A 22,792-nucleotide genomic window follows, 5' to 3' on the forward strand; every position below is an offset into this window, starting at 1 on the left:
ACATGCCCATCGACTTCTTCTCTTCGCAAGCCGAATCCCTGTCGGCGCTCTTCGCGCCGCGTGCCATCGCGGTGGTCGGCGCCTCGTCCAACCCGCAGAAGATCGGCGGCATCCCGGTCGACTACCTGCGCCGCTTCGGCTTCGACGGTGCGCTCTACCCGGTCAACCCGAACGCCGACCGCATCCAGGACCTGCCCGCATTTCCGAGCCTGCGCGCCATCGGCCAGCCGGTGGACCTGGCGATCCTCGCGGTGCCGTCGGCGCTGGTCGAGGGCGCGCTCGACGACGCCATCGCTTCGGGCGTGAAAGGCGTGGTGCTGTTCTCGTCGGGCTTCGCCGAGATCGGCGCCGAGGGCGCGGCCGCGCAGGCGCGGCTCGGCGCCAAGGCGCGTGCCGCGGGCGTGCGGCTGATCGGCCCCAATTGCCTGGGCTTCATGAACATCGCGCGCCACGTGTATGCGACCTTCTCGCCGGCCCCCGGCGTGGGCCGCGTGGCGCCGGGGCGCATCGGCCTGGTGAGCCAGTCGGGCGCGTTCGGCGCCTATGCGTACGCGATGGCGCGCGCGCGCGGCGTCGGCCTGTCGCTGTGGGCCACCACGGGCAACGAGGCCGACGTGCAGGTCGCCGACTGCCTGGCCTGGCTCGCGCAGGACCCCGGCACCGACGTGGTCATGGCCTACATGGAAGGCTGCCGCGACGGCCCGCGCCTGCGCGCGGCGCTGGCCCTGGCGCAGGCCAACGGCAAGACCGTGGTGATGGTCAAGGTCGGCCGCACCGCGCTCGGCGCCGAGGCCGCGGCCTCGCACACCGCCGCGCTGGCGGGCGACGACGCGGTGTACGACGCGGTGTTCCGCCAGTACGGCGTGCTGCGCGCGCGCAACCTCACGGAGTTCTTCGACCTCGCGCACAGCGCGGCCGTGGCGGGCCGCCCGCGCGACCGCTCGATCGGCCTGTTCACGCTGTCGGGCGGCGTCGGCGCGTTGATGGCCGACGAGGCCTCGGCGCAGGGGCTGGACGTGCGGCCGCTGAGCGAGCCCGCGCAGGACACGCTGCGCAGCTGGGTGCCTTTCGCGGCGCCGCGCAACCCGGTCGACATCACGGGGCAGGTCACCAACGACCTGACGCTGATCGAGCGCACGGCACGCGTGATGCTCGACGACCGCGGCTTCGCGTCGTGGATGGGCTTTCTCGCGGCCGCGGGCGCATCGGATGCGTTCTGGCCGGTGCTGCGTGCGCTGGTGACGTCGCTGCGCGCGGCCTACCCCGACACGCTGCTGGCGGTGAGCACCTTGCTGTCGCCCGAGCGCCGCGCCGAGCTCGAGGCGATGCGCTGCCTGGTGTTTGCCGACCCGTCGGACGGCATCCGCACGATCGCCGCGCTCGCGGGGCTGAAGCCCGCGGCGCCCGCTGCAGCAGCCGACGCACCGATCGCCGCGCCATTGGCGCTCGCCCCCGGCACGATGTCCGAGCCCGATGCGCTCGCCCTGCTCGCCGAGGCGGGCGTGCCGGTGGTCGCACACCGCGTGGTGCACAGCGCCGACGAGGCCGCGGCGGCCGCGGAAGCACTCGGCGATGCCGTCGTCGTGAAGATCGTCAGCGCCGACATCCCGCACAAGTCCGACGTCGGTGGCGTGGCGCTCGGCATGCGCGGCGCGGCACAGGCGCGCGCGGCCTTCGAGCGCACGCGCGACCACGCGCTCACCGCCCGGCCCGATGCGCGGCTCGGCGGCGCGCTGGTGGCGCGCATGCTGCATGGCGGCGTCGAGTGCATCGCGGGCGTGCACCGCGACCCGGTGTTCGGGCCGGTGCTGATGTTCGGCCTGGGCGGCATCCACGTCGAGACGCTCGGCGACGTGTCGCTGCGCGCGCTGCCGGTCACGCGCGACGACGCGCTGGCAATGGTGCGCGAGCTGCGCGCCTTCGCGATCCTCGAGGGCGCGCGCGGCCGCCCACCCGTCGACCTCGCGTCGATCGCCGACGCGTTGTGCGCGCTCGCGGCCTTTGCCGAGCGCGCGGGCGACACGCTCGCGAGCGCCGAGATCAACCCGCTCATCGCCCGGCCGCAAGCCGACGGCGGCTGCGTCGCGGTCGATGCGCTGGTCGTCGGTCGCGCCCTGCACACCACCGGAGAAACCGCATGAGGAAGACCACATCGACCGCCGCGCTGCGGCGCGCACTCGGCAGCGCCGCAGCGCTGGCCTTCGCCGCCGGCGGCGCGGCGGCCGCGGGGGCGGATGACGGCTTCCCCTCCAAGACCGTGCGCATCCTCGTTCAGTACCAGGCAGGCGGCTCGACCGACATCCTCGCGCGGCTGCTGGCCGAGGGCCTCTCGAAACGGCTGGGCCAGCCGGTGGTGGTCGAGAACCGCACCGGCGCGGGCGGGATCATCGGCACCGACCATGTCGCCAAGAGCGTGCCCGACGGCCACACGCTGCTGCTGACGGTGCCGGGGCCCGTCACCGCGAACCTGGCGCTCTACAGCAAGCTGCCGTACGACCCGCGCACCGACCTGCGCATGGTCTCGGACATCGCCACCATGCGCACCGTGCTGGCCGTGCACCCTTCGGTTCAGGCCACCGACTTCAAGAGCCTCGTCGCCACCGTGAAGGCCGCGCCGGGCAAGTACGCGATGGGCTCGTGGGGCCCCGGCACGCAGCCGCACCAGGTGCAGGTCCACATGGACAGGGCCTATGGCCTGCAGACGCTGCACGTGCCCTACAAGGGCGAGAGCCCGATGGCGGTCGATTTGATCGGCGGCGTGATCCAGATGACCGTCGGCTCGGTCACCACGCTGCAGCCGTACATCCAGGCCGGCAAGCTGCGCCCGCTGGCCGTCGCCGGCCTGCGCCGCGCCCGCGCGCTGCCCGATGTGCCGACCTTCGCCGAGCAGGGCTACGCCGACGAGGTCTACACGATGACCGGCCCGACCTCGCTGATGGCGCCCGCCAGGACGCCCGATGCGGTCATCGAGCGCCTGGGCCGGGAAGTCAGCGCGGTGGTGCGGCAGCCCGAGGTGAGCCGGCGCATCGAGGAACTCGGCGCCGAGCCCGTGGGCAACCTCCCGGCCGAGGCCGCCGCGGCCTACAAGGCCTTCCTGCCGGTGACGCTGAAGCTCACGCAGGCCACCGGCGTGAAGCTCGATTGAGCAGCGATCGCCCCCGCATCCCTCCCCTTTCACCCATCCGTCCGAGGTCCTTTCCATGAACGCTTCCGTCTCCGCGCCCGATGCAACCGCCGCCCGCAAGGCCGCCGCCCGATCCATCGGCCTGGCCGCCTTCGTCTATGGCTATCCGCTCACCGAGACCTACCGCACCTGCGCCATGCAGACCGCGCCGCGCGCCGAACGCCGCATCGGCACCTCGGCCGGCTCGGACGTGCGAGCGCCGCTGAACACGCTGCACCATGCGCCGCGGCCCTCCACCGACGAAGACCGCGACGTGGTCACGCCCGCCAACGACCTGCTCTACACCATGGCCTGGGTCCACCTCGCCGACGGGCCGATGCTGCTCACGGTGCCCGCGTCGGCGCGGCATCCGGGGCGCTACTTCGTGCTGCCGCTCTACGACGCCTACACCGAGAACTTCGAGAACCTGGGGCCGCGCAACTGCAACCCCGAGGGCGAGACCGTGGTGCTCGTGGGCCCCGGCGGCACGGTGCCCGACGCGCTGGCCGGCCACCGCGTGGTGCGCTGCCCGACCGACCTGGTCTGGCTGATCGGTCGCATCCTGGTGGGCGACGAGAGCGACTGGCCGGCCGCCCGCGCGCTGCAGTCGGAGATCCGGCTCGCGCCCGCGCCCGGCACGGTGCAGCAGGGACGCCCGGCCACCGTCGAGCAGTGGGCCGGCCCGCACGTGGACGCCATGGCCGCCGCCTTCGAGCACGGCGAGCCGGCCGCGCAGGTGGCGCCGCGCTTCTTCACGAACCTTTGCCATGCGCTGGCCGAGGCGCCGGGCCGCATCGAAGACCGCGGCCTCGTCGCATGGTTCGGCCAGGCCGGGCTGCTGGCCAACGCCGCGTTCTCGTGGGAGGCGGTGGACGCACCGCTGCGCGAAGGCCTGGTCGAGGGCTTCGCCGAGGGCGTGCAGTTGGTCGCGGCCGTGGGCGCCAACCGGCGGCCCAGGCCCTGGTCGATGACGCCCGCCACCGGACGCTACGGCAACGCGTACCTCGGCCGCGCGCGCACCGCCTACCTGGGCCTCGGCGCATTGGCCACCAGCGAGGCGGTGTACGCCGCCTCGCACCACGACGCGAACCAGGAACCGCTCGATGGGCAGCGCCGCTACGCGATGCGCTTCGAGGCCGGTGACGCACCGCCGGCAGACGCCTTCTGGTCGGTGACGCTGTACGACAGCGACCGCTTCCTCTACCCCAACCCGCTGCGGCGCCATGCCATCGGCGACCGCACGCCGGGCCTCAAGCGCGGCGCCGACGGCAGCCTCGAACTGAGGGTGAGCCACGCGCGCCCCGCCGACACGGCCAACTGGCTGCCCGCGCCGGCCGGGCGCTTCTACCTGATCCTGCGCATGTACCACCCGCGCGAGGGCGTGCAGAGCTGGCGCATTCCGGCTCTTCAGGTGCAGCAGGACTGAACACGATGCAGCCGCACGCCGACAACCTGCAAGCCCTGGCCGAAGAGGCCGTGGTCTACGCCTATCCGCTCTACGAGATGCGCCGCATGCGCGCCGCCACCTCGCCGCGGCGCACCGACGCCCACGGCGAGGCGCCCGAGCCGCAGCGCTGGTGCAACGTGTTCACACACGCACGCCAGCTGCTGCGCGCGGGCAAGAGCCGCGTCGTGACGCCGAACAACGACACGCTCTACACCAACGCCTGGCTCGACCTCGGCGAAGGCCCGCTCGTGATCGACGTGCCCGACACCGCCGGCCGCTACTACGTGCTGGGCCTGCTCGATTTCTTCACCAACCCCTTCGCGCACCTCGGCCAGCGCCTCACGGGCACAGCGGCGCGCGCGTTCGTCGTCACGCCGCCGGGATGGCGCGGCACGCTGCCCGCGGCCTTCGATGCCCCGGGCGCACGCATCGAGGCGCCCACACGCTGGCTGTGGATCATCGGGCGACTGCTGGTCGACGGGCCGGAGGACGTGGCCGCGGTCAACGCGCTGCAGGACGGGTTCGTGGTGCGCACGCTGGCCGACTGGGAGGCCGGCCGCGCCTCGCCGCCGCGCGCCTTCGACCCCGCCTGCGACCCGAAGGCGCCACTCACGGCCGCGCACTTCGCGGCGCAGGTGAACGCGGCACTGCGCGACAACGCGCCACCGCACGGCGACGCGGCAAAGCTCGCGCGCTATGCGGCGCTCGGCCTCGGCGCCGGTGCAGGGCCGCTCGACGAGCGCCGCCGCGCCGCGCTGCAGGCCGCGCTCGACACCGGGCTGCCGCGGCTGCGCGAGGCGCAGTCGGGCCGCACCACGGCGTCGGGCTGGGTGCAGATGCCGCTGGTCGAAGGCAGCTTCGGCGACGACCACCTGGCGCGCGCACTGGTCGCACTCAAGTACATCGGCATGCTCGAAAGCCGCGAAGCCACCTATCCGATGGCCTGGCACGACGCGGCGGGCGAGGCGCTCACCGGCGAGCGCCGCTACACGCTTCGCTTCGCGCCTGGCGCACTGCCGCCGGTCGACGCCTTCTGGTCGCTCACGATGTACGACGCGCGCGATTACATGCTGGTGGACAACCCGATCGACCGCTACGCCATCGGCGACCGCACGCCAGGCCTGCAGCGCGATGCGGACGGCGGCCTCACGCTGCACATCCGGCACGCGCGCCCCGAGGGCGCCGCCGCCGAGGCCAACTGGCTGCCGGCACCCGAAGGCGCCTTCTATCTCTGCCTGCGCGCCTACATGCCGCGCGCCGAACTGCTCGACGGCCGCTACCTGCTGCCGCCGCTCACCGCCAACAAGGACACCGCATGACCGCCATCGCTGCCAAGCCAGACCACAAGACCGAAGAAGAAGAAAAGCCGTTCCTCATCGTCGGCGCCGGCACCGACACGGTGGCGCCAGGCCTTCACATCCTGCGCGGGCAGGGCCAGTCGTTCGTGGCCGAGACCGATGCGGGTCTCGTCGTGGTCGATGCCGGCCCGGGCGGCTCGGTGACCGCGGGCATGATCGACGCGGTGCGCCGGCTCAGCGATGCGCCGGTGCATGCGCTGTGCTTCAGCCACGGCCACATCGGCTACAACGCCGGCGTGCCGATGTGGCTGGCGCATGCCGCCGCGCGCGGCGACGCGCCGCCGCGCATCATCGCGCACCGCAACGTGCCGCGCCGGCTCGCACGCTACAGCGAGACGCTGGCGCTGCAGCACCGCATGGCCGAGATCCAGTTCAACCGCCCCGCGGGCTTCTTCGACCGCCGGCTGGCGACGCACGCGCCGACCGAAACCTTCGAAGACCTGCTGCAGATCGGCAGCGGCGAGCAGCGCATCGAACTGCGCTGGGCACCTTCGGAGACCGACGACGCGATCGCGCTCTGGAGCCCGGCGCAGCGCGTGCTCTACGGCGGCGCGGCACTGATCGATTCGATCCCCAACATCGGCACCCCGTTCCGCACGATGCGCGACACGGTGCGCTGGGCCGACACGCTCGATGCGCTGGCGGCGCTGGGCGCGCGCAAGGCGGTGCGCGAGTTCGGCGCCACGCTCGAGGGCGAGGCGCAGGTGCGGCACGTGCTCACGCACACGGCCCGCGCGCTGCGATGGCTGCGCGCCGAGGTGGTGCGGCTCATGAACGAGGGCCTCAACGAGCGCGGCATCCTGGCGCGCATCCGCTTTCCGGACGAGCTGTTCGCGGTCGACTGGATGAAGCCCACCTATGGCGACCCCAGCTACATCGTGCGCGACATCTACCGCTCGGAGAACGGCTGGTGGGACCGCAACCCGACCTCGCTGCATCCGGCGGCGCCCGAGGCGGTGGGCCGCGCGGTGGCCGACGCGATCACCGACAAGCGCGGCGTGATCGAGCGCGCGCGCACGCTGGCCGCCGACGGCCAGTGCCAGCTGGCGCTGCATGTGATCGACCTGCTGGCCACCGCCGAGGGCGAGGCGCCCGAGATCGCCGAGGCGCGCGCGCTCAAGGCCGAATGGCTGCGCCAGCGCGCGCGCGAAGTGCCCAGTTACGTCTCGCGCAACCTGTACCGCGTGGGCGCGGACATGATCGAGCAGGGCACGCAGGCGCGCTTCGGCATCCATTGATTGAACGACCGACCCGATTTCCAGGAGACAAGAACCATGACGAGCCCGCATTTCCTTCACCGCCCCCTTCGCGCACTCGCCTGCGGCGCGTTCGCAGCCGCCTGCGTGGCCGCGGCCGCCCATGCGCAGGGCCCCGATGCCTACCCGGACAAGCCCGTCACGCTCGTGGTGCCGACCGCCCCCGCGGGCGGCACCGACACCATCGCGCGGATCTTCGCCGAGGCGCTCGGCAAGGCGCTCGGGCAGACCTTCATCGTCGACAACCGGCCCGGCGCCAACGGCATCCTCGGCGCCGAACTCGTCGCGCGCGCGGCACCCGACGGCCAGCGGCTGCTGTTCACCTATGCCGCGGCGATGGTCGTGAACCCGAGCCTCTACAAGAAGCTCTCGTACGACCCGGTAAAGGACTTCGCGCCGGTGGCGCAGATCGGCCGCGGCGGCAACTTGCTGCTGGTGCGCAAAGACCTGCCGGTGAAGACGATCCAGGAGTTCGTCGCCTACGCCAAGGCCCGCCCCGACAAGCTCAACTACTGCTCGTGGGGCGCCGGCTCGGGCGGCCACCTGGCCATGGAAAGCCTCAAGAAGCAGGCCGGCCTGGTGATGACGCACGTGCCCTACAAGGGCAGCGGCCCCTGCGTGCAGGACCTCGCGGGCGGCCAGGTGGATGCCGCGTTCGCCGACATCTCGTCGACCGTGGAGATCGTGCGCGCAGGCCGCATCCGCGCCCTGGCGAACAGCGGCCCCGGGCGCATTCCCATGCTGCCCGACGTGCCGACGATGACCGAGAGCGGCTATCCGTTCAAGAACTACGCCTGGTACGGCCTGCTGGCCCCTGCCAAGACGCCGCCGGCCATCGTGAAGAAGCTCAACGACGCCGTGAACCAGGTGCTGCGCGACCCGGCGGTGGTGCGCCGCATGCACGACCTCAACTTCAACGACCTGCCGCAGAACACGCCCGAACAGTTTGCCGCCACGATCCGGCAGGACCTGCAGGACTGGGGCGCGCTGGTGAAGGACATCGGCCTCACGCTCGAGTGAGCGGCCGATGCGCTCAGCACCTCAAGGCTTGAAGAACGAGGTCGGCACCATGAGCTTCGTCTCCTGGGAGACGAGGTAGGCGGCCTCGGCGCTCTTGTCGAGGTAGCCGGCCCAGGCCGGGTCGCGCTGCATCGCGGCGCGCTTGTCGGCGCGGTCCTTCGCGTCGGCGAAGACCCAGATGTGGGTGTAGCTGTTGACGTTGCCGGTCTCGGTCTGCAGATAGGCCAGCGGTTCGCCCAGGTGGCGCCGCTGCACGTCGAAGCCGTGCTCGGCATAGAGCGCCAGGTGGCGCTTGAGGGTGCCGGGGCGGCAGGTGTAGGTGCGTACGTCGTAGAGCATGGGCTGTGGGTTCCTTGGCTTGAAGTTCGAAGAAGAAAAGGAGAAAGGGTCTGGGTTCAGTCCACGGTGGCGCCCGAACGCTCGACCAGCGCACCCCAGCGCTTCACCTCCTGCGCGACGAAGGGCTGGAAGGCTTCATGCCGGTCGCCGATGGGATCGGCGCCGAGTTCCTTCAGGCGGGCCTGCACCGCGGGATCGGCCACGGCCGCGGCGATCGATGCCGACAGCTTGGCCACCACCGGTGCCGGCGTGCCGGCCGGCGCGAACAGGCCGAACCACGAGCGCGCGTCCATCTGCGGATAGCCGGCTTCGGCGAAGGTCGGCACCTCGGGCAGGTTGGCGCGCCGCGCCTTGCCCGTGACCGCGAGCGGCCGCAGCTTGCCGGCCTGCACCTGCGAGAGCACTTCGGGCAGGTTGGCGAACATCGCCTGCACCTGGCCGCCAATGAGGTCGGTCTGGGCGAGCGCGCCGCCCTTGTAGGGCACGTGCATCATGCGGGCGCCGACCATCGTATTGAACTGCTCGCCCGCCAGGTGCGCGGCGGTGCCGGTGCCACCCGAGGCGAAGTTGAGCTTGTCGCCCTCGGCCTTGGCATGGGCCGCGAACTCGCCCGCGTTGCGCGCCGGCACGCCAGGGTTGACCACCAGCACGAGCGGCACCGAGGCCAGGTTCGAGAGCGCGGCGAAGTCCTTCGTGAGGCTGTAGTCGAGCTTGCGGTAGAGCGTGGCGTTGATCGCGTGGCTCGAGGTGGCCATGAGGATGGTGTAGCCGTCGGGCGTGGCGCGCGCCACGGTGACGGCGCCGATGTTGCCGTTGGCGCCGGCCTTGTTGTCGACGACGACCGGCTGGCCGAGCGAGTCCGACATCTTCTGGCCGACTACGCGCGCGATCACGTCGGTGGCGCCGCCGGGCGCAAACGGCACAACGATGCGGATGGGGCGCACCGGGAACTCGGCGGCAGCCTGTGCATGGGCCTGCGTGAGCGCGCAGGCGCCCAGGGCCGCGAGGGCCGAAGCCCGCAGCAGTTTGTTCATGTGTTTTGTCTCCTTGGTGGTGATGAATCGTGTCAGGCCGCGGCGCGCTGCTGTTGCTTTTGCTTCTGCTGCAGCAGCGCCTTCTCGCGCAGTTCGCTGAGCGTGGCGCGCGGGGTCAGGATCTCGGGCTCGATCGCGAGTTCGATGAGTGCCGCGCCGCCCGCGGCCAGCGCGCGCTGCAGCGCCGGCGCGAACGCTTCGGTGCGGGCCACGCGCTCGGCCTGCAGCCCGAACGACTGCGCATAGCGCACGAAGTCGGGGTTGCACAGGTCGGTGCCGATGGGGCGGCCGGGGTAGTGCATCTCCTGGTGCATGCGGATGGTGCCGTACATGCCGTTGTTGAAGACGATGAAGACGATCGCGAGGTCGTGCCGCTTCACGGTCGCGAGCTCCTGCGAAGTCATCAGGAAGCAGCCGTCGCCGGCCAGGCACACCACCTGCCGCGACGGATGCTGCAGCTTGGCTGCTATGGCGGCCGGCACGCCGTAGCCCATGGCGCCGCTGGTCGGCGCAAGCTGGGTGTTCGGCCGCGAGAACGGGTAGTAGCGGTGCGCCCAGGCGCTGTAGTTGCCCGCGCCGTTGGTGAGAATCGCATCCGGCGCGAGCGTGTCGCCGAGCGCCTGGATGACGCGCGCCGGGTCGAGCGCGGCCTCGCGCGCCACGGGCGTGGTGTAGCGCTCGTAGTTGGCGCGCAGCCGGTCGCGCCAGGCCTGCCGCGGGGTCGCCGCATCCACCGCCGGCAGCAGGGCAGCCGCCTCGGCGAACGGGGACACGGCGCTCAGGATGCTGACGGCGGGCTGGTAGACGCGCCCGAGCTCCTCGGCGCACGGCAGCACATGCACGAGCTGCTGGCGCGGCAGCGGCACGTCGAGCAGCGTGTAGCCGCTCGTCACGATCTCGCCGAGCCGCGTGCCGACGGCGATCAGCAGGTCGGCCTCGCGCACCGCCTGGGCCAGCTCGGGGTTGAGGCCGATGCCGACCTCGCCGACGTAGTTCGGATGGCGGTTGTCGAACAGATCCTGCCGGCGAAATGCGCAGGCCACGGGCAGTGCGTTCTGCACCGCGAAGCGCTCGATCGCGGCGCGGGCCTGCGGGCGCCATCCGGGGCCGCCGAGCAGCAGCAGCGGCCGCTCGGCCGCGGCCAGGCGCTCGTGCAGGCGCTGCATGGCGTCGGGGGCGGGATGCGCCGCGGGCACCTCCACGCGCGGCACGGCCAGCGGCATGGCGGCATCGGTCAGCATGTCTTCGGGCAGCGCCAGCACCACGGGGCCGGGGCGCCCCGACATGGCCACCGAGTAGGCGCGCGCCATGAATTCGGGCACGCGCGCGGCGTCGTCGATCTGCGCCACCCACTTGGTGAACGGGCCGAACATGCGGCGGTAGTCGATCTCCTGGAAGGCCTCGCGCTCGATCATGTCGCGCCCGACCTGGCCGATCAGCAGGATCATCGGCGTCGAATCTTGGTACGCGGTGTGCACGCCGATGCTCGCGTTGGTGGCACCCGGCCCGCGCGTGACCATGCAGATGCCGGGGCGGCCGGTGAGCTTGCCCTGGGCCTCGGCCATGAAGGCGACCGCGCCTTCGTGGCGGCAGGCGACGACGCGCATGGCGCCCTGCTGCGCATGCAACGCATTCAGCACGTCGAGGTAGCTCTCGCCCGGCACGCAGAACACGGTGTCGGCGCCTTGCGCCAGCAGCGCGTCGACGATCAGCTCGCCGCCGGTGCGCAGTGGGGTGGATTCGTTCATCGCCAGCCATCGGGCCGCCCATGACGGCGGCAGAGTTTCAGATGGAAGGACTTTAGGCAGCCGGGCGCCGAAGGGGGTAGGACGATTGGTCGCTCGCCTTGTACTTTTCGACGGCGCGGACTAGGGGCTTACGCCAGGGGTCCCAGGGGTGCCGTAGCGCTTCTTGAACTCGCCGGGCGTCATCTGCGTGCGCTTCTTGAAGAAGCGGCTGAAATACGCATGGTCTTCGAACTGCAGGTGGAACGCGATCTCGGCCACTCCCATGCCGGTGTTGCACAGGAGCCGCTTGGCCTCGAGCACGCGGCGCTCGTGCACCAGTTCGCCGGCGGTCTTGCCGAGCGTGCGCTTGACGGCCTCGTTGAGCTGGCGCTCGGTGACATGCAGCCGCTCGGCATAGTCGCCGAGCGGGCCGAACTCCAGGTAATGGCGGTCGATCAGCAGCCGGAAGCGCTTCGTCAGTGCGTAGCTCTGCGGCGAGGCGCCCTCGGCCGCGCGTTCGGGGTAGAGCCGCCGCAGCCGCGTCAGCAGCACCAGCAGGTAGGAGCGCACCACGTCCAGCCGCGCCTCCTGGCGGCCGAGCATCTCCTGCTCCATCTCGAGCAGCAGCGGGAGCAACGCGTCGTGCTGCGCCTGTTCGAGGTAGAGCACCGGCGCGTCCGAGGCGATGTGGAAGAACGGGTACTTGGCGATGTCGTCGGCGCGCGGGAACATCTGCACGAAGAACTCGGCGCTGAAGTTGATGACGAAGCCCTTCGGCGGCACGTCGGAGGCCCAGGCGTGCAACTGGCCGGGCGAGACGAAGAACACCGTGTTGGCGCGCACCTCGAAGGTCTCGAAGTCGAGCAGGTGCGTGCCCGCCGCCTCGCTCATCCAGAGCAGGTGGTAGTAGTTGTGGCGATGCGGAAACCCGCGCGGAATGTCCGGGCGCGATTCGAGCCGCACCAAGTCGAAATGGAACGCGCCCGACTCGCCGCTGAAGTCGGAGCTGTCGAAGACGGGGAAATCGGTGGGGGACGGAATGGGCACGGCCTGGGTGAAGTCGCGAAAGTATCGCGCATCCGCCACAGGGCCAGCCTCCGCCAGCCCAATAGGTAAACTCAATGACAGAAATGTAAACTTTCTAACTCATTTTGTACGAAACCGCTTACAGTCGCGCCATGATGAAAAGACGAGTTCACATGTCCGTATTGATGGCGGAACTCAAGATGCTGCAAGCCCGTGCCAAGGCGGGCGACTGTGCCGCCATCCGCGTCCTCTGCAAGGGGGGCGAGCATCGAGCCCCGCCTTCGTGGATTGCCGACGCAGCACGCTGCAGGGAGCGGTCGGCCTAACGACGACCCAGCGCCGCGATCTTGCGCGGCCCGGCCCACGCTTCGAGGATGTCGATGGCGTCCTGCGCCGAATGCTGCTCGGCAGGAGTCAGCCCGGCCTCCAGCGGTGCGCCTGCCACGCGGCGCAGTTCATCCACGTCGATGGGATGCCGGTCCGCGACCGGCAGGCCCTCGAACACCACGCCGGACTGCGCCAGCGAAGCCGCATAGAACAAGCGGCGGATGCCCGCCACCCGCATGGCGGCGACGCACATCGCGCAAGGCTCGCATGAGGAATACATCTCGCAGCCTGCCAGGTCGACGCGCTGCAGCCGCCGGCACGCGTCCCGGATCGCTTCGACCTCTCCGTGCGAAGTGGGATCGAAATGGGCGACCGAATGATTGAAGCCCTCGCCGACCACCTGCCCATCCTTCACCACCACCGCGCCGAAGGGCTCGGTGCCGGGCTCCGCGATCGCGCGCGCTGAAAGCGCCAGCGCCTGCTTCATGAATTTCTCTTGGTACACCTTTGCTGCTCCTGCGTCTGTCTGAAGGGGTGCTGTCGATTTTTAATTGGGATGGCACTGCGGAACGACACTGTTCTTTCGTCAACGCGCGATCGCGCTTCGTCCGTCGGCGCGAAGGGTCACCCGATGGCGCTGCGGCCAGGCGTCGCACGGCCGGCCCGTGCAGAATGCAACCAATAGCCGGATCCGGCCAGGACCAGTCATTCGACAGCTTGCTTCAATTCACACGAAGGCGCTCCATGGGGCCGTCCGCCCGTGGCGCTAATGGGTAGCGCACCCTTCAGACCTCAGGTTGAACACCCGGCGGTGCCCGGTACACCAACACCTTCAACGACCGCTCGTCGGACACGTCGGGAAAGGTGCTTGGATTCGCCAGTCTTTCCACGAAATCCAGCTCCGGCACCAGTGCGCTCATTTGCTCTTGCAGGAATTTTGGCCCCAGTTCTGGGGCATTGAGGCATAACAGGACAAGGCCGTCGGGCTCCAGCAGGTCAGGCAAGCGCTTAATCAGCCGGGCGTAGTCCTTGGTCGCAACGAAACTTCCCTTTTGATAGCTTGGTGGGTCAACGATGACCAGCCCGTAAGGGCCTCCGCGCGAGATTTTTCCCCACGAACTGAAAAGGTCATGAGGGAGGAAGCTCGCGCCGGCGAGCACGCCGTTGGCGCGGTGGTTCTGTTGCCCCACGGCCAGAGCGCCCTTGCTCATGTCCAGGTTGGTGACGTGCTGGGCCCCTGCCTGCAATGCGACCACCGAAAATGCGCAGGTGTAAGCAAACAGGTTGAGCACCTTGACGCGCGACCGGGCGTCTGGGCGCGCCTTCACAAACGCACGAACCCAGCGCCGTCCTTCGGCCATGTCGAGAAACAGCCCGTGGTTCTGGCCCCGGCCCACGTTAACGCGATAGCGAGCGCCCTCCTCGGTGACCCAATGCGGGTCGGGCACCGAACCGCCCATAAGTCGTGTGCTGCTCTGGCCTTCATGCCGGCACTGAAACACCCATTGCAGCGTTTCACCCGGTGCCAACTGTGACCAGCGACGCTCCAGTGCGGCGCCAATTGCAGCCAGTTCGCCGTCGGTCGCAGGCTTGAAGCTGGTCAACACCCAAACCGGCGGGAAAAAATCGAGCGACAAGTGAGCGCACTCGGGATGAAGCCCACCGCGGCCGTGGAAGATGCGCTGCGCATCCACCGGTGCGGACATTGAAGCGATTGCGTCGAACAGGGGCTGCATAGGCATAGGCTCCCATTCTGACCGGATATCGCGGTGGTCCTGGCCAAGACTTCACTGGGCGAACTGAACCGCCAACGCAGCCGCCGGCTGCAGCAGACCTAGCCGGCTGCGGCACCTTTCAAACAGGCTTCGCTCACATTCCTGACCATCACCAATGCGGGTGTGCGGCTACAGTCGGCCAAGAGCGGAAGTACGAATCGAACCCCTGGCCTGACCATGGTGCATATGCGTCTCACGCGAACGGATTGCTGAGACCTCTGGAACACGCTATCCTTGCTCTCCATGGCTTGCTCGCGCTTCGCGTTCATTATTCGCACCATCCGAAGGATGGTGGGTTAGCGCGCGGCCTGAGTAGCCAAAGCAACCCGCCCCACGAGGCGGGTTTTTTCTGTCTCCTGGGGCTCCTCAGAGCTACTGGAGATTGGAATGCCCGAAACCGAAACTTCGCGGTCTGCCGCCGCCTCTTCCTTGCCAGGGGTCCTGCACATGGTCTGCGGGAAGATCGCGTCCGGAAAGTCGACGCTCACCAAGCACCTCGCGGCGCAGCCGAAGACAGTTCTCATCAGCGAGGACGATTGGCTTGCACGTCTATACCCGAACCAGGTTCAAGCCCTCGCGGACTACGTGCGCTGTGCCGGCAGATTGCGCGAAGCGATGTCCGGCCACATTGCGGCACTGCTCGCGGCGGGCACGTCCGTCGTGCTCGACTTCCCCTCGAACACCCCCGCCACGAGAAGTTGGGCCCGAGGCGTTTTCGAGAAAGCTGAAGCAGCTCATCGCCTGCACTACCTGGACGTCCCTGACGACGTTTGCAAAGCGAGACTGCGTGCTCGTAATCTTTCGGGCGAGCACCCGTTCCAAACAACCGATGCGGAGTTCGATCAAATCACCAGCCATTTCGTCCCGCCTGGGGCGGAGGAAGGCTTCAATATAGTTCGCTATGGCTGAACGTGTGGTCGTCGACTCTGCCGCCGCGCATTTGAAGTCGGCCGCAAAAGGCAGAATCCGGCCAGGAGCCGACATTCGTTCCGTGCCTCCAGTTCGAAAGCGTTCCGGACCGGTCAGAGCAGTCCTTCTTTGACGCTTCCGGTTTAAAACACAGGTATCGCTCCGAAGGCGCGACGACGCGCCGAGCAGGGATGCCTCGACTTCATTAGCCGACCTTCAATGCCGATTGATCGTAAATGGCGGTGCCTGGGATGCTCTCTGCAAAGCCAGCGCCGAACAGGCGCGCCGGAGTATTGAATCCCCCCCGCTTTTCACCCCTGAGTACACGCTTGGCGGCCTCCACAGCCGCGAGAGGCGTGTAGGTATAGCCGTTCACCGTGTCGATCACCGATCGCGCAACAGAACCATCGGCGCCCGTGACCTCCACCACGGCGCGAGCCCTTTGGCCGTCGCGCTCTTCGCGGCTGGGGCCGTCCGCGAGCTTGGATAAATCGCCGCCCGGAAACGCAGCGCCCGTCACGTTCACGAACATGGCAATGTTGGGTATGCGCGTGGAATGCCATGCCGTGACCAGGTCGCCGAACGACAACGGCGCGCAAACGACGGGCCCGTCGCCGAAGTCGAACTGCGCGGGCTGAGCGTCCGGCGTTGCAACCAGCATGCCGTCGAGCCGTGCCATCAACCCGGCTCCGACGATCTCGCCGGCACTGACGGCCGAGCCGCGCGACATTGAGCCCGCCACCTGCAATGCGATCCTCAGCGACACCGGGTTGGCGACGCGATGTGAGACCTGCACGGCCAGGCAGTCGGTCGGCACGACATCCCAACCCACGCCGGGCATCAGCATCACGTCGGTTTCTGCCGCTTCCTCGCTGAGTTGCTCCGCCAGGCGATAGACATTGATCTCCGCCGTGATGTCGAGGTAGTGCGCGCCCGAATCGATGCAAGCCCGCATCAGCGGCTCCGCTGTTTGGGCGAAGGGCCCGGCACAGTTGAGTACGACAGTGATACCGTTCAGCGCTTCGCGCACGGTGGTCGTGTCGTCGAGCCCGAAGGCTCGATACGGCACATCCAGTTCCTCGGCAAGCGCCGCCAATCGGGCCGCATTTCTTCCAGCGATGGCGAAGTCCAGACTCGCTACCTTGGCCTGTCGGGCGACCATGCTGCCGGTGTAGCCGTTTGCGCCGTAGATGAGAAGACGGCTCATGGTTGCGCCTTCTGCCAACTCTTGTAGACGAACTCGAGGCTGTAGCCGTCCGGGTCCAGCACATTGGCGGCGTAGTAGCGCGGGTCGTAGTGCAGGCGTGCGCCGGGTGCGCCCTTGTTGACGGCACCTGCCGCCAGGGCGGCGGCGTAGGCCGCGTCGACCGCGGCAGCGTCTGTCGCGACGAATCCGACGTGCACCGCACGCCCTTCGACGACACCGTTTTGCAGCCAGAAGAACACCCGTCCGTTGGCGCCGAAGCCCTTGAGATCAGGATGCCCAGGCGGGCCGTCCTTGCCGGCATAGTCGTGTTGGCGGGTGATCCCGAGGGGGGCCAGTGCCGCCGTGTAGAACGCAATCGAGCGATCGAAGTCGCTTACCGAGAGGAAGATGTGATCGAGCATGGTGACTTCTAACTCAGATGTTGTAGCCACCAGCGACTTCGATGTTCTGCGCATTGATCCAGCCACTGTCCGCAGACAGCAGGCTGGCGATCACGCGGCCGACATCGTCTGGCGCACCGATCCGCCCGAGCGCGGTTTGTCCGGCCAGCATCGTGACGAATTCAGGGCTCTGGTCGAACGCGCCGCTGGTCATGTCGGTGCGGATCGCGCCCGGCGAGATCGAATTCGCCCGGATGCCGCGCGCACCGAACTCCCTGGCCATGTAGCGCGTCAGCACTTCCAGCCCACCCTTGAATGCCGCATAAGGCGCGGCACCTGGCGTCGCTACGCGGGTCGTCGCGCTGGTCATGTTGACGATGTGGCCGCCATCGGCCATCAGCGGCAGCAGCGCCTGGGTCAGGAAGAACGGCCCCTTCAGGTGCACATTCAACAGGCCGTCGAACTCGGCTTCGCTGACGGTCTCGATCGGGTTGAAGAGGCCATAGCCCGCGTTGTTGACCAGCGCGTCGAAGCTGTCCCGGCTCCAGGTCGACTTGAGCGCTGCGGCGACCTTCTCGCGAAAGCCGGCGAAGGATGCGACCTGGCCGACATCGAGCGGCAGCGCCACGGCCTTGCCGCCAGCCGCTTCGATGTCGCGAACGACTTGCTCGGCGCCTGCCGCGTGGCTGTTGTAGGTGACGATGACGCCCATGCCGCGCTGGGCTGCCTGGACGGCGGTGCTGGCCCCGAGACCTCGGCTTGCGCCGGTGATGATGACGATGTTCATGTGTTCTTTCCGTTGGGTAAGTGGTGCATGAACGATAGGTCGTGAGCCTCCTGCAGGCCTGCCCGTTCCTGCCGCAAACCTGCCTATTCCTGCTTCGGTGGTTGCAGCGCGCCTCACATTGCGATCTGATATAGCCCCATGGAAGAACAACTCAGAGAGCTTCGGACCTTGGCGTCGAAAGCAAGGAACCGTCTGACCGAGACTGGCATTCCGCGTGTCGCGATGGTGCAGGGCAAGATCCCCGAGCACGAGCTGAGCGCCGTCTACGACCCGATGGTTAACCTGATTCTTCAGGGCAGCAAATCCATGACCGTCGGCGACCGCACGCTGCACTACTGTCCGGCGAACTATTTCGTGATGTCCATCGACCTGCCTGCGGTCGGCACCGTGTGGCCTGCAGCGACCGGCGAGCCCTACCTGGCGGTGGCCTTGACCCTCCAGCCGACGGTGGTGGCCGAACTGATCGCGGACTTGCCTAAAGTCGCTCACAGCGAGAAAGCCGAAACCGGGTTCTCGGTGTCCGCAGTGACGCCCGATCTGATGGACGCATGGGTCCGCATGCTGCGCTTGATGGAACGTCCCGCGGACATTCCGGCACTGGCGCCTGCTTACGAGCGCGAGATCCTCTACCGGGTGCTGCAGGGGCCGCACGGGCAGATGCTGCGCGACATCGCCATGCCCGACAGCGCCATCGCACGGGTCAGCCTGGCGATCCAGTGGATCCGGCGCGACTTCGCCGAACCGCTGCGGGTCGAAGCTCTGGCACAGAAGGCGGCGATGAGCGAGTCGGCGTTTCACCGGCATTTCAAAGCGGTGACGGCACTGAGCCCGCTGCAATACCAGAAGCGGGTCCGCTTGCTGCAGGCCCGCACGCTGCTGGTCGTCGGCGGCAAGAGCGTGACCGCGGCCGCCTTCGAGGTGGGCTACGAGAGCGCGACCCAGTTCAGCCGCGAATACGCACGTGCGTTCGGCCTGCCACCGGGACGCGACTCGGAGCAGATCCTGGCGAAGTACCGGCCGCCGGTCGACAACGTGGGTCAGCGGCAGACTGCCACTGCGATCTAGTCAGACGAGTGCGTCGACGTCCGCCGTCGCGCGCCGAGAGGCGGCCGGTGCCTTGAACCGCGCCACATCCCGGGCCGGCGGCATTCCAAACAGGCGCGCGTATTCGCGGCTGAATTGCGAAGCACTTTCATAGCCGACTGAAAACGCAATCGATGCTGCGTCGCGTGGCTCGAACAGCAAGAGCCACCTGGCCCGGAGCAGTCGCAGCCGCTTCTGGTACTGAATCGGCGCCATCGCGGTGATGGCCTTGAAGTGGCGATAGAACGCCGGCACGCTCATGTCGGCCATCGCCGCGAGCTGCTCCACACGAAACGGTTCGGTGTAGTGGTCGCGAATCCAGTGGATGGCGCGGCGAATCCGGGGCAGCCGACCATCGGGTCGCGCGATTTCCCGCAGCAAGCCGCCCAGCGGTCCCTGCAAAGCGCGAAAAAGAATCTCTCGCTCGATCATGGGTGCCAGCATCGCGACCTCGTGAGGACGATCGACGAGCCGCATCATGCGCAGCCACGCGTCCATCATCTCGGAAGGCGCCGGCACTGAAACGAAGCACACCTTGTTCGGCTCGTCTGCTTCAAGCTTGTCGACGAGCAAGCTGGCGATGACCGCCGGATCGAGGGTCAAGCTGATGGCGAGGTACGGCAAACCCGGCCCGCCAGGGTAAATCTGGCCGGTGGCAGGGACGTCCACGGGCACGACGAAATAGGTGCCGGCTTCGTAGTTCAGCACCCGGTCGCCGATGGACAAGGTCTTCGAACCCTGCACAACGAAATGCAGCATGGGTTGATAGACCTGATCGGCGCAGGCCTCCGCGCAGACCATCGCCACGCGGGGCACGCCGATGTCGGTCCACTTGTTTCCCGCCCGCATCACGATGCGGCGCAGTTCATCCAGAGCTGTAGCCATGCGGTCGATGATGGGGCACGCAGAGGGGCGAAGCAAGCGATCCGAGAAGAATAGGCAAGCATGGGAGAAGAACTGGCACCCCCTCGCAGCCGGGTTGATCGAATATTGGACGCAGTACTCAACCTGGAAAGACACCCATGAAGCTAGAAGGAAAAATCGCAATCGTCACCGGCGCATCGAGTGGCATCGGCGCCGGGATTGCCAAGGCACTGGCCGCGGAAGGCGCCACCGTGGTCGTGAACTACGCCACCAGCCAGAAGGGCGCAGACGCCGTCGTCAGCGCGATCGAGGCGGCGGGCGGCAAGGCCGTCGCCGTGCAGGCGGACATGAGCAAGACGGCCGATGTCGGCCGCCTGTTCGACACCGTGAAGGCCGATCACGGCAAGCTCGACGTGCTGGTGAACAATGCCGGCCTCGCGGTGTTCGAGATGGTCGCCGACCTGACCGAGGAAGCATTTCACAAGCAGTTCAACGTCAATGTGCTGGGGTACTTCCTGGCGATCCGCGAAGCAGTGAAGCACTTCGGTGATGACGGCGGCAGCATCATCAACATCAGCTCGATCCTGAGCACCGATCCCTATCTGGCCTCAAGCGTGTACGCGGCGACCAAAGGCGCCGTCGACACGATGACATTCGCGCTCGCTCGCGAACTCGGGCCGCGTGGAATCCGGGTGAACTCGATCTTGCCGGGGCATACCAACACGCCGGCCACCGACGGCAATTTCGCTGGCGAGTTCGGCGTGAAGCTGATTGCCGGGACGCCGCTCGGTCGGTTCGGCGAGCCGGAAGACATCGCGCCCGTCGCCGTGTTTCTGGCGTCGCAGGACGCGCATTGGGTCACAGGCGAATCGATCCGGGCCGCCGGCGGCGTGCGCGGCGTCGGCTACTGACTGTCTTCGAAAAATTCGACATGGCAAGTTTGACCCTGGGGAGCGTCGCCCCCGCATCGGGGCGACGCGCGCTCGCGTTGTTCATCGTTCTTGCAGCGCAGTGCATGTTCGCGATGGACCTGCTGATCGTCGTCATCGCATTGCCTCGCATACAGCAGGATCTGGGCTTCAACCCGGCTGCCTTGACCTGGGTCCTCAACGCGTTCGGTCTGGCGTTCGGCGGCCTGCTCATGCTGGGTGGTAGGCTTGGCGACATGATCGGTCAGGTGCGCGCCTTTCGCGCGGGGCTGATCGTGTTCGTGCTGGCCTCGCTGCTGGGCGGCCTCGCCCAGACGCCGGTCATGCTGGTGGCCGCACGCGTGTTGCAAGGGGTCGGTGCCGCGCTGGCAGGCCCGAGCGTCCTTGCCCTGGTGATGGTGATGGCACGCGACGCGACGGAACAGGCGCGCGGCATGTCTCTGTTCATCGCGGTCTCCACCATTGGCGCCTCCGCCGGTTTGATTCTGGGCGGCATGCTGACCGAATACCTGACGTGGCGCTGGTCGCTGCTGATCAACGTGCCGGTCGGCGCGGTGGTGGTGATGGCCGTGGGTCGGCTGGTCGCCGAGACCCATCCGAAGCCGGCGCGTCTGGATGTGGTCGGTGCCTTGACCGCCACGCTGGGCTCGGTGGCGCTGGTGTACGGCTTCATCAGCGCGGCGGAGAACAGTTGGGCCTCCGCCGGCACGATGCTTTCCTTCTCGGCAGCGGTGATCCTGTTCGGCGCGTTCGTGCGGACGGAAAAACGGCACAAGGAGCCGTTGCTCGACCTGCACCTGCTGCAGGATCGATCCCGACTTGGCGGGCTGGCGGTGATGGCCTTGATCGTCGGCGTGCACTTCGCGGTGTTGTTCATCCTCGTGCAGTACTTGCAACGCATCCTGGGCTATACCCCGCTCGTCGCGGGACTCGCCTACATGCCGCTGACCGCCACCGTGTTCGCGATCAGTCAATTCGTTCCGAGATTGATCCGCCGTTTCGGCATGCGCGTGTTGCTCGTCACGGGCAGTGTGCTGGTCGCTGTCAGCCTGCTGGGGTTTGTGTTGCTCGGTGAGCACAGCGCTTACTTCCCGGGCGTGCTGATCCCCCTGGTCGTGCATGCCATGGGCATCGCTCTCGTCTTCGCGCCAGGGACCGTGGCGGTCATGCACGGCGTGCCCGACGCACATGCCGGCGCTGCGTCGGGGCTGCTGCAGATGGACCAGCAGATCGGCGGCGCGCTGGGAATTGCGGTGATCACATCGATCTATGCATTGGCCGCCGCGCCCGGCCAGTATGTTTCAGGCTTGCCGGCTGCCTTCGCAGGCGGTGCCCTCCTTGCGCTCGTCGCGGCCGTCATCGCTTGGCGTGCTTTTCGCGATTGATCGATCTTTAGTTGAGTGGCGCCACTTGACGGAAACTGTCACAGCTCGACGGCGGTTTCCGCAATGCCTGACAACGACTGGACAGTTTCTGAGCGACCGCTTTGGCACAAATCGTACAGCCGCTTTGGGCCCCTACCGGCTGTACGGCTCGCTCCAAAAAATCCGCTCGCGTCGCTGCCACGCCACGTCGTTAGTCTCCAGTGGCGCGGAACCCGTTCGGTCGTTAACACAGGAACGGCACGCCGGTGTTGTGCAGCACGATGGCTGAGCCAGTTTGCGCGTCCGACCTCCGTTATCTGTCGCGACCTCGGCCTAACGCGCGTTTGCCGCCACGACGGCTCTTAGCGTGCGCTTCTGCTCCGCGATGCCCTGCCGCGTTGTCCGAGGGCCCACGGCTTGTTCGCCGTAACGAAATTGGTGACCGCCTACATCGGCGGAAGGTCGGTGATTCGAGTGTCGGCAATGGTCTCGGCGAAGCCGTGGCCGAACAGCGCTGCGGGCGTCGAGAACCCGGGCTGGACCTCGCCAGCAAGCACGCGGCGTGCTGCCTCCGCAGCCGCCATCGCCGTAAAGGTATAGCCGTTGACCGTATCAAGCACTGAGCGCACCACCGTCCCATCCGAGTCGGTGACTTCGACAGCCGCCTGGTAACGGTTCGCCTTCCGTTCTCGAGCGCTCGGCCCGGCGGGAAGCTCTGCGTGGCCAGCGACAATTATCTTGAGCGGTCGACGACAACTATCGTGAGCGGTTGACGCGCGCGCCCGGGGTGCGTTTGC

At 68.1% G+C, this 22,792-nt stretch carries 20 protein-coding genes and 1 pseudogene; 10 read left to right on the forward strand and 11 right to left on the reverse strand.

The features are described 5' to 3' along the window. Positions 1-2: 2 nt before the first annotated feature. Genes AC3A6G_RS26555 through AC3A6G_RS26580 form a run of 6 tightly spaced genes read left to right on the forward strand, consistent with a single transcriptional unit; the run spans position 3 to position 8,244 of the window. Positions 3-2,141, forward strand: coding sequence for an acetate--CoA ligase family protein (locus tag AC3A6G_RS26555; RefSeq protein ID WP_487864694.1), 2,139 nt, complete (start codon positions 3-5; stop codon positions 2,139-2,141). Continuing rightward, on the forward strand, positions 2,138-3,145 hold the full coding sequence (locus AC3A6G_RS26560; RefSeq protein ID WP_487864695.1) for a Bug family tripartite tricarboxylate transporter substrate binding protein: 1,008 nt from the start codon (positions 2,138-2,140) through the stop codon (positions 3,143-3,145). Before AC3A6G_RS26555 ends, AC3A6G_RS26560 begins: the two co-directional genes overlap by 4 nt. Positions 3,146-3,200: 55 nt before the next feature. Beyond that, complete coding sequence (locus AC3A6G_RS26565) at positions 3,201-4,589, forward strand: DUF1254 domain-containing protein (protein WP_487864696.1); 1,389 nt, start codon at positions 3,201-3,203, stop codon at positions 4,587-4,589. A 5-nt stretch (positions 4,590-4,594) separates the two neighbouring features. Further along, positions 4,595-5,929, forward strand: a complete 1,335-nt coding sequence (locus AC3A6G_RS26570) for a DUF1254 domain-containing protein (protein ID WP_487864697.1) — start codon at positions 4,595-4,597, stop codon at positions 5,927-5,929. Continuing rightward, positions 5,926-7,206, forward strand: a complete 1,281-nt coding sequence (locus AC3A6G_RS26575) for an alkyl sulfatase dimerization domain-containing protein (protein WP_487864698.1) — start codon at positions 5,926-5,928, stop codon at positions 7,204-7,206. Before AC3A6G_RS26570 ends, AC3A6G_RS26575 begins: the two co-directional genes overlap by 4 nt. A gap of 36 nt (positions 7,207-7,242) precedes the next feature. Beyond that, positions 7,243-8,244, forward strand: a complete 1,002-nt coding sequence (locus AC3A6G_RS26580) for a Bug family tripartite tricarboxylate transporter substrate binding protein (RefSeq protein ID WP_487864699.1) — start codon at positions 7,243-7,245, stop codon at positions 8,242-8,244. A 21-nt stretch (positions 8,245-8,265) separates the two neighbouring features. On the opposite strand, the gene AC3A6G_RS26585 is transcribed toward AC3A6G_RS26580, so the two are convergent. From AC3A6G_RS26585 to AC3A6G_RS26610, 6 genes are all read right to left on the reverse strand, one after another. Continuing rightward, on the reverse strand, positions 8,266-8,583 hold the full coding sequence (locus AC3A6G_RS26585; RefSeq protein ID WP_487860556.1) for an NIPSNAP family protein: 318 nt from the start codon (positions 8,581-8,583) through the stop codon (positions 8,266-8,268). A 56-nt stretch (positions 8,584-8,639) separates the two neighbouring features. Beyond that, positions 8,640-9,617, reverse strand: a complete 978-nt coding sequence (locus tag AC3A6G_RS26590; protein WP_487864700.1) for a tripartite tricarboxylate transporter substrate binding protein — start codon at positions 9,615-9,617, stop codon at positions 8,640-8,642. A 32-nt stretch (positions 9,618-9,649) separates the two neighbouring features. After that, positions 9,650-11,365 (reverse strand): thiamine pyrophosphate-binding protein, encoded by a 1,716-nt coding sequence (locus tag AC3A6G_RS26595; RefSeq protein ID WP_487864701.1) that lies wholly within the window; start codon positions 11,363-11,365, stop codon positions 9,650-9,652. Positions 11,366-11,485: 120 nt separating this feature from the next. After that, a complete protein-coding gene (locus tag AC3A6G_RS26600) occupies positions 11,486-12,430 on the reverse strand; it encodes a helix-turn-helix domain-containing protein (RefSeq protein WP_487864702.1) in 945 nt (314 codons plus the stop codon). A 262-nt stretch (positions 12,431-12,692) separates the two neighbouring features. After that, positions 12,693-13,184, reverse strand: coding sequence for a nucleoside deaminase (locus tag AC3A6G_RS26605; RefSeq protein ID WP_487860552.1), 492 nt, complete (start codon positions 13,182-13,184; stop codon positions 12,693-12,695). A gap of 298 nt (positions 13,185-13,482) precedes the next feature. Next, the gene (locus tag AC3A6G_RS26610) at positions 13,483-14,433 is read right to left on the reverse strand and encodes a class I SAM-dependent methyltransferase (RefSeq protein WP_487875000.1); all 951 of its coding nucleotides are present in this window, start codon (positions 14,431-14,433) and stop codon (positions 13,483-13,485) included. A gap of 426 nt (positions 14,434-14,859) precedes the next feature. On the opposite strand from AC3A6G_RS26610, the gene AC3A6G_RS26615 reads away from it, so the two are divergent. After that, complete coding sequence (locus tag AC3A6G_RS26615; protein WP_487875001.1) at positions 14,860-15,381, forward strand: P-loop nucleotide/nucleoside kinase family protein; 522 nt, start codon at positions 14,860-14,862, stop codon at positions 15,379-15,381. A 205-nt stretch (positions 15,382-15,586) separates the two neighbouring features. Here the strand turns inward: AC3A6G_RS26615 and AC3A6G_RS26620 are convergent, their stop codons facing one another. From AC3A6G_RS26620 to AC3A6G_RS26630, 3 genes are read right to left on the reverse strand one after another with little or no spacing between them, the layout of a single operon-like run. Beyond that, positions 15,587-16,588, reverse strand: a complete 1,002-nt coding sequence (locus AC3A6G_RS26620) for a saccharopine dehydrogenase family protein (RefSeq protein ID WP_487875002.1) — start codon at positions 16,586-16,588, stop codon at positions 15,587-15,589. Further along, the gene (locus tag AC3A6G_RS26625) at positions 16,585-16,989 is read right to left on the reverse strand and encodes a VOC family protein (RefSeq protein WP_487875003.1); all 405 of its coding nucleotides are present in this window, start codon (positions 16,987-16,989) and stop codon (positions 16,585-16,587) included. Before AC3A6G_RS26625 ends, AC3A6G_RS26620 begins: the two co-directional genes overlap by 4 nt. 13 nt (positions 16,990-17,002) lie before the next feature. Then, positions 17,003-17,755 carry an SDR family NAD(P)-dependent oxidoreductase gene (locus AC3A6G_RS26630; RefSeq protein WP_487863213.1) on the reverse strand — a complete coding sequence of 251 codons (753 nt, stop codon included), beginning with the start codon at positions 17,753-17,755 and terminating at the stop codon, positions 17,003-17,005. A 138-nt stretch (positions 17,756-17,893) separates the two neighbouring features. Between AC3A6G_RS26630 and AC3A6G_RS26635 the strand changes: the two genes are divergently transcribed. Beyond that, positions 17,894-18,820: an AraC family transcriptional regulator gene (locus tag AC3A6G_RS26635; RefSeq protein WP_487875004.1), complete on the forward strand. Its 927-nt coding sequence runs from the start codon at positions 17,894-17,896 to the stop codon at positions 18,818-18,820. Here the strand turns inward: AC3A6G_RS26635 and AC3A6G_RS26640 are convergent, their stop codons facing one another. Continuing rightward, positions 18,821-19,723, reverse strand: a complete 903-nt coding sequence (locus AC3A6G_RS26640; protein WP_487875005.1) for an AraC family transcriptional regulator — start codon at positions 19,721-19,723, stop codon at positions 18,821-18,823. A gap of 137 nt (positions 19,724-19,860) precedes the next feature. Between AC3A6G_RS26640 and AC3A6G_RS26645 the strand changes: the two genes are divergently transcribed. Then, positions 19,861-20,613, forward strand: coding sequence for a glucose 1-dehydrogenase (locus tag AC3A6G_RS26645; protein WP_487875006.1), 753 nt, complete (start codon positions 19,861-19,863; stop codon positions 20,611-20,613). 20 nt (positions 20,614-20,633) lie between these two features. Then, positions 20,634-22,016 carry an MFS transporter gene (locus AC3A6G_RS26650; RefSeq protein ID WP_487875007.1) on the forward strand — a complete coding sequence of 461 codons (1,383 nt, stop codon included), beginning with the start codon at positions 20,634-20,636 and terminating at the stop codon, positions 22,014-22,016. Between the two features lie 425 nt (positions 22,017-22,441). On the opposite strand, the pseudogene AC3A6G_RS26655 reads toward AC3A6G_RS26650, so the two are convergent. Continuing rightward, positions 22,442-22,792, reverse strand: a pseudogene (locus tag AC3A6G_RS26655) (hypothetical protein); the annotation flags it as partial.

The organism is Variovorax sp. Soil_C_26 (assembly GCF_057657075.1).

Bases quoted from the DNA above. Each gene is read 5' to 3' on its own strand.
- AC3A6G_RS26625 (WP_487875003.1), bottom strand. From the start codon at position 16,989: ATGCTCGATCACATCTTCCTCTCGGTAAGCGACTTCGATCGCTCGATT.
- AC3A6G_RS26585 (WP_487860556.1), bottom strand. From the start codon at position 8,583: ATGCTCTACGACGTACGCACCTACACCTGCCGCCCCGGCACCCTCAAG.
- AC3A6G_RS26610 (WP_487875000.1), bottom strand. From the start codon at position 14,433: ATGCAGCCCCTGTTCGACGCAATCGCTTCAATGTCCGCACCGGTGGAT.
- AC3A6G_RS26575 (WP_487864698.1), top strand. From the start codon at position 5,926: ATGACCGCCATCGCTGCCAAGCCAGACCACAAGACCGAAGAAGAAGAA.
- AC3A6G_RS26615 (WP_487875001.1), top strand. From the start codon at position 14,860: ATGCCCGAAACCGAAACTTCGCGGTCTGCCGCCGCCTCTTCCTTGCCA.
- AC3A6G_RS26650 (WP_487875007.1), top strand. From the start codon at position 20,634: ATGGCAAGTTTGACCCTGGGGAGCGTCGCCCCCGCATCGGGGCGACGC.
- AC3A6G_RS26570 (WP_487864697.1), top strand. From the start codon at position 4,595: ATGCAGCCGCACGCCGACAACCTGCAAGCCCTGGCCGAAGAGGCCGTG.
- AC3A6G_RS26640 (WP_487875005.1), bottom strand. From the start codon at position 19,723: ATGGCTACAGCTCTGGATGAACTGCGCCGCATCGTGATGCGGGCGGGA.
- AC3A6G_RS26635 (WP_487875004.1), top strand. From the start codon at position 17,894: ATGGAAGAACAACTCAGAGAGCTTCGGACCTTGGCGTCGAAAGCAAGG.
- AC3A6G_RS26630 (WP_487863213.1), bottom strand. From the start codon at position 17,755: ATGAACATCGTCATCATCACCGGCGCAAGCCGAGGTCTCGGGGCCAGC.
- AC3A6G_RS26580 (WP_487864699.1), top strand. From the start codon at position 7,243: ATGACGAGCCCGCATTTCCTTCACCGCCCCCTTCGCGCACTCGCCTGC.
- AC3A6G_RS26645 (WP_487875006.1), top strand. From the start codon at position 19,861: ATGAAGCTAGAAGGAAAAATCGCAATCGTCACCGGCGCATCGAGTGGC.
- AC3A6G_RS26560 (WP_487864695.1), top strand. From the start codon at position 2,138: ATGAGGAAGACCACATCGACCGCCGCGCTGCGGCGCGCACTCGGCAGC.
- AC3A6G_RS26555 (WP_487864694.1), top strand. From the start codon at position 3: ATGCCCATCGACTTCTTCTCTTCGCAAGCCGAATCCCTGTCGGCGCTC.
- AC3A6G_RS26620 (WP_487875002.1), bottom strand. From the start codon at position 16,588: ATGAGCCGTCTTCTCATCTACGGCGCAAACGGCTACACCGGCAGCATG.
- AC3A6G_RS26605 (WP_487860552.1), bottom strand. From the start codon at position 13,184: ATGAAGCAGGCGCTGGCGCTTTCAGCGCGCGCGATCGCGGAGCCCGGC.
- AC3A6G_RS26595 (WP_487864701.1), bottom strand. From the start codon at position 11,365: ATGAACGAATCCACCCCACTGCGCACCGGCGGCGAGCTGATCGTCGAC.
- AC3A6G_RS26590 (WP_487864700.1), bottom strand. From the start codon at position 9,617: ATGAACAAACTGCTGCGGGCTTCGGCCCTCGCGGCCCTGGGCGCCTGC.
- AC3A6G_RS26565 (WP_487864696.1), top strand. From the start codon at position 3,201: ATGAACGCTTCCGTCTCCGCGCCCGATGCAACCGCCGCCCGCAAGGCC.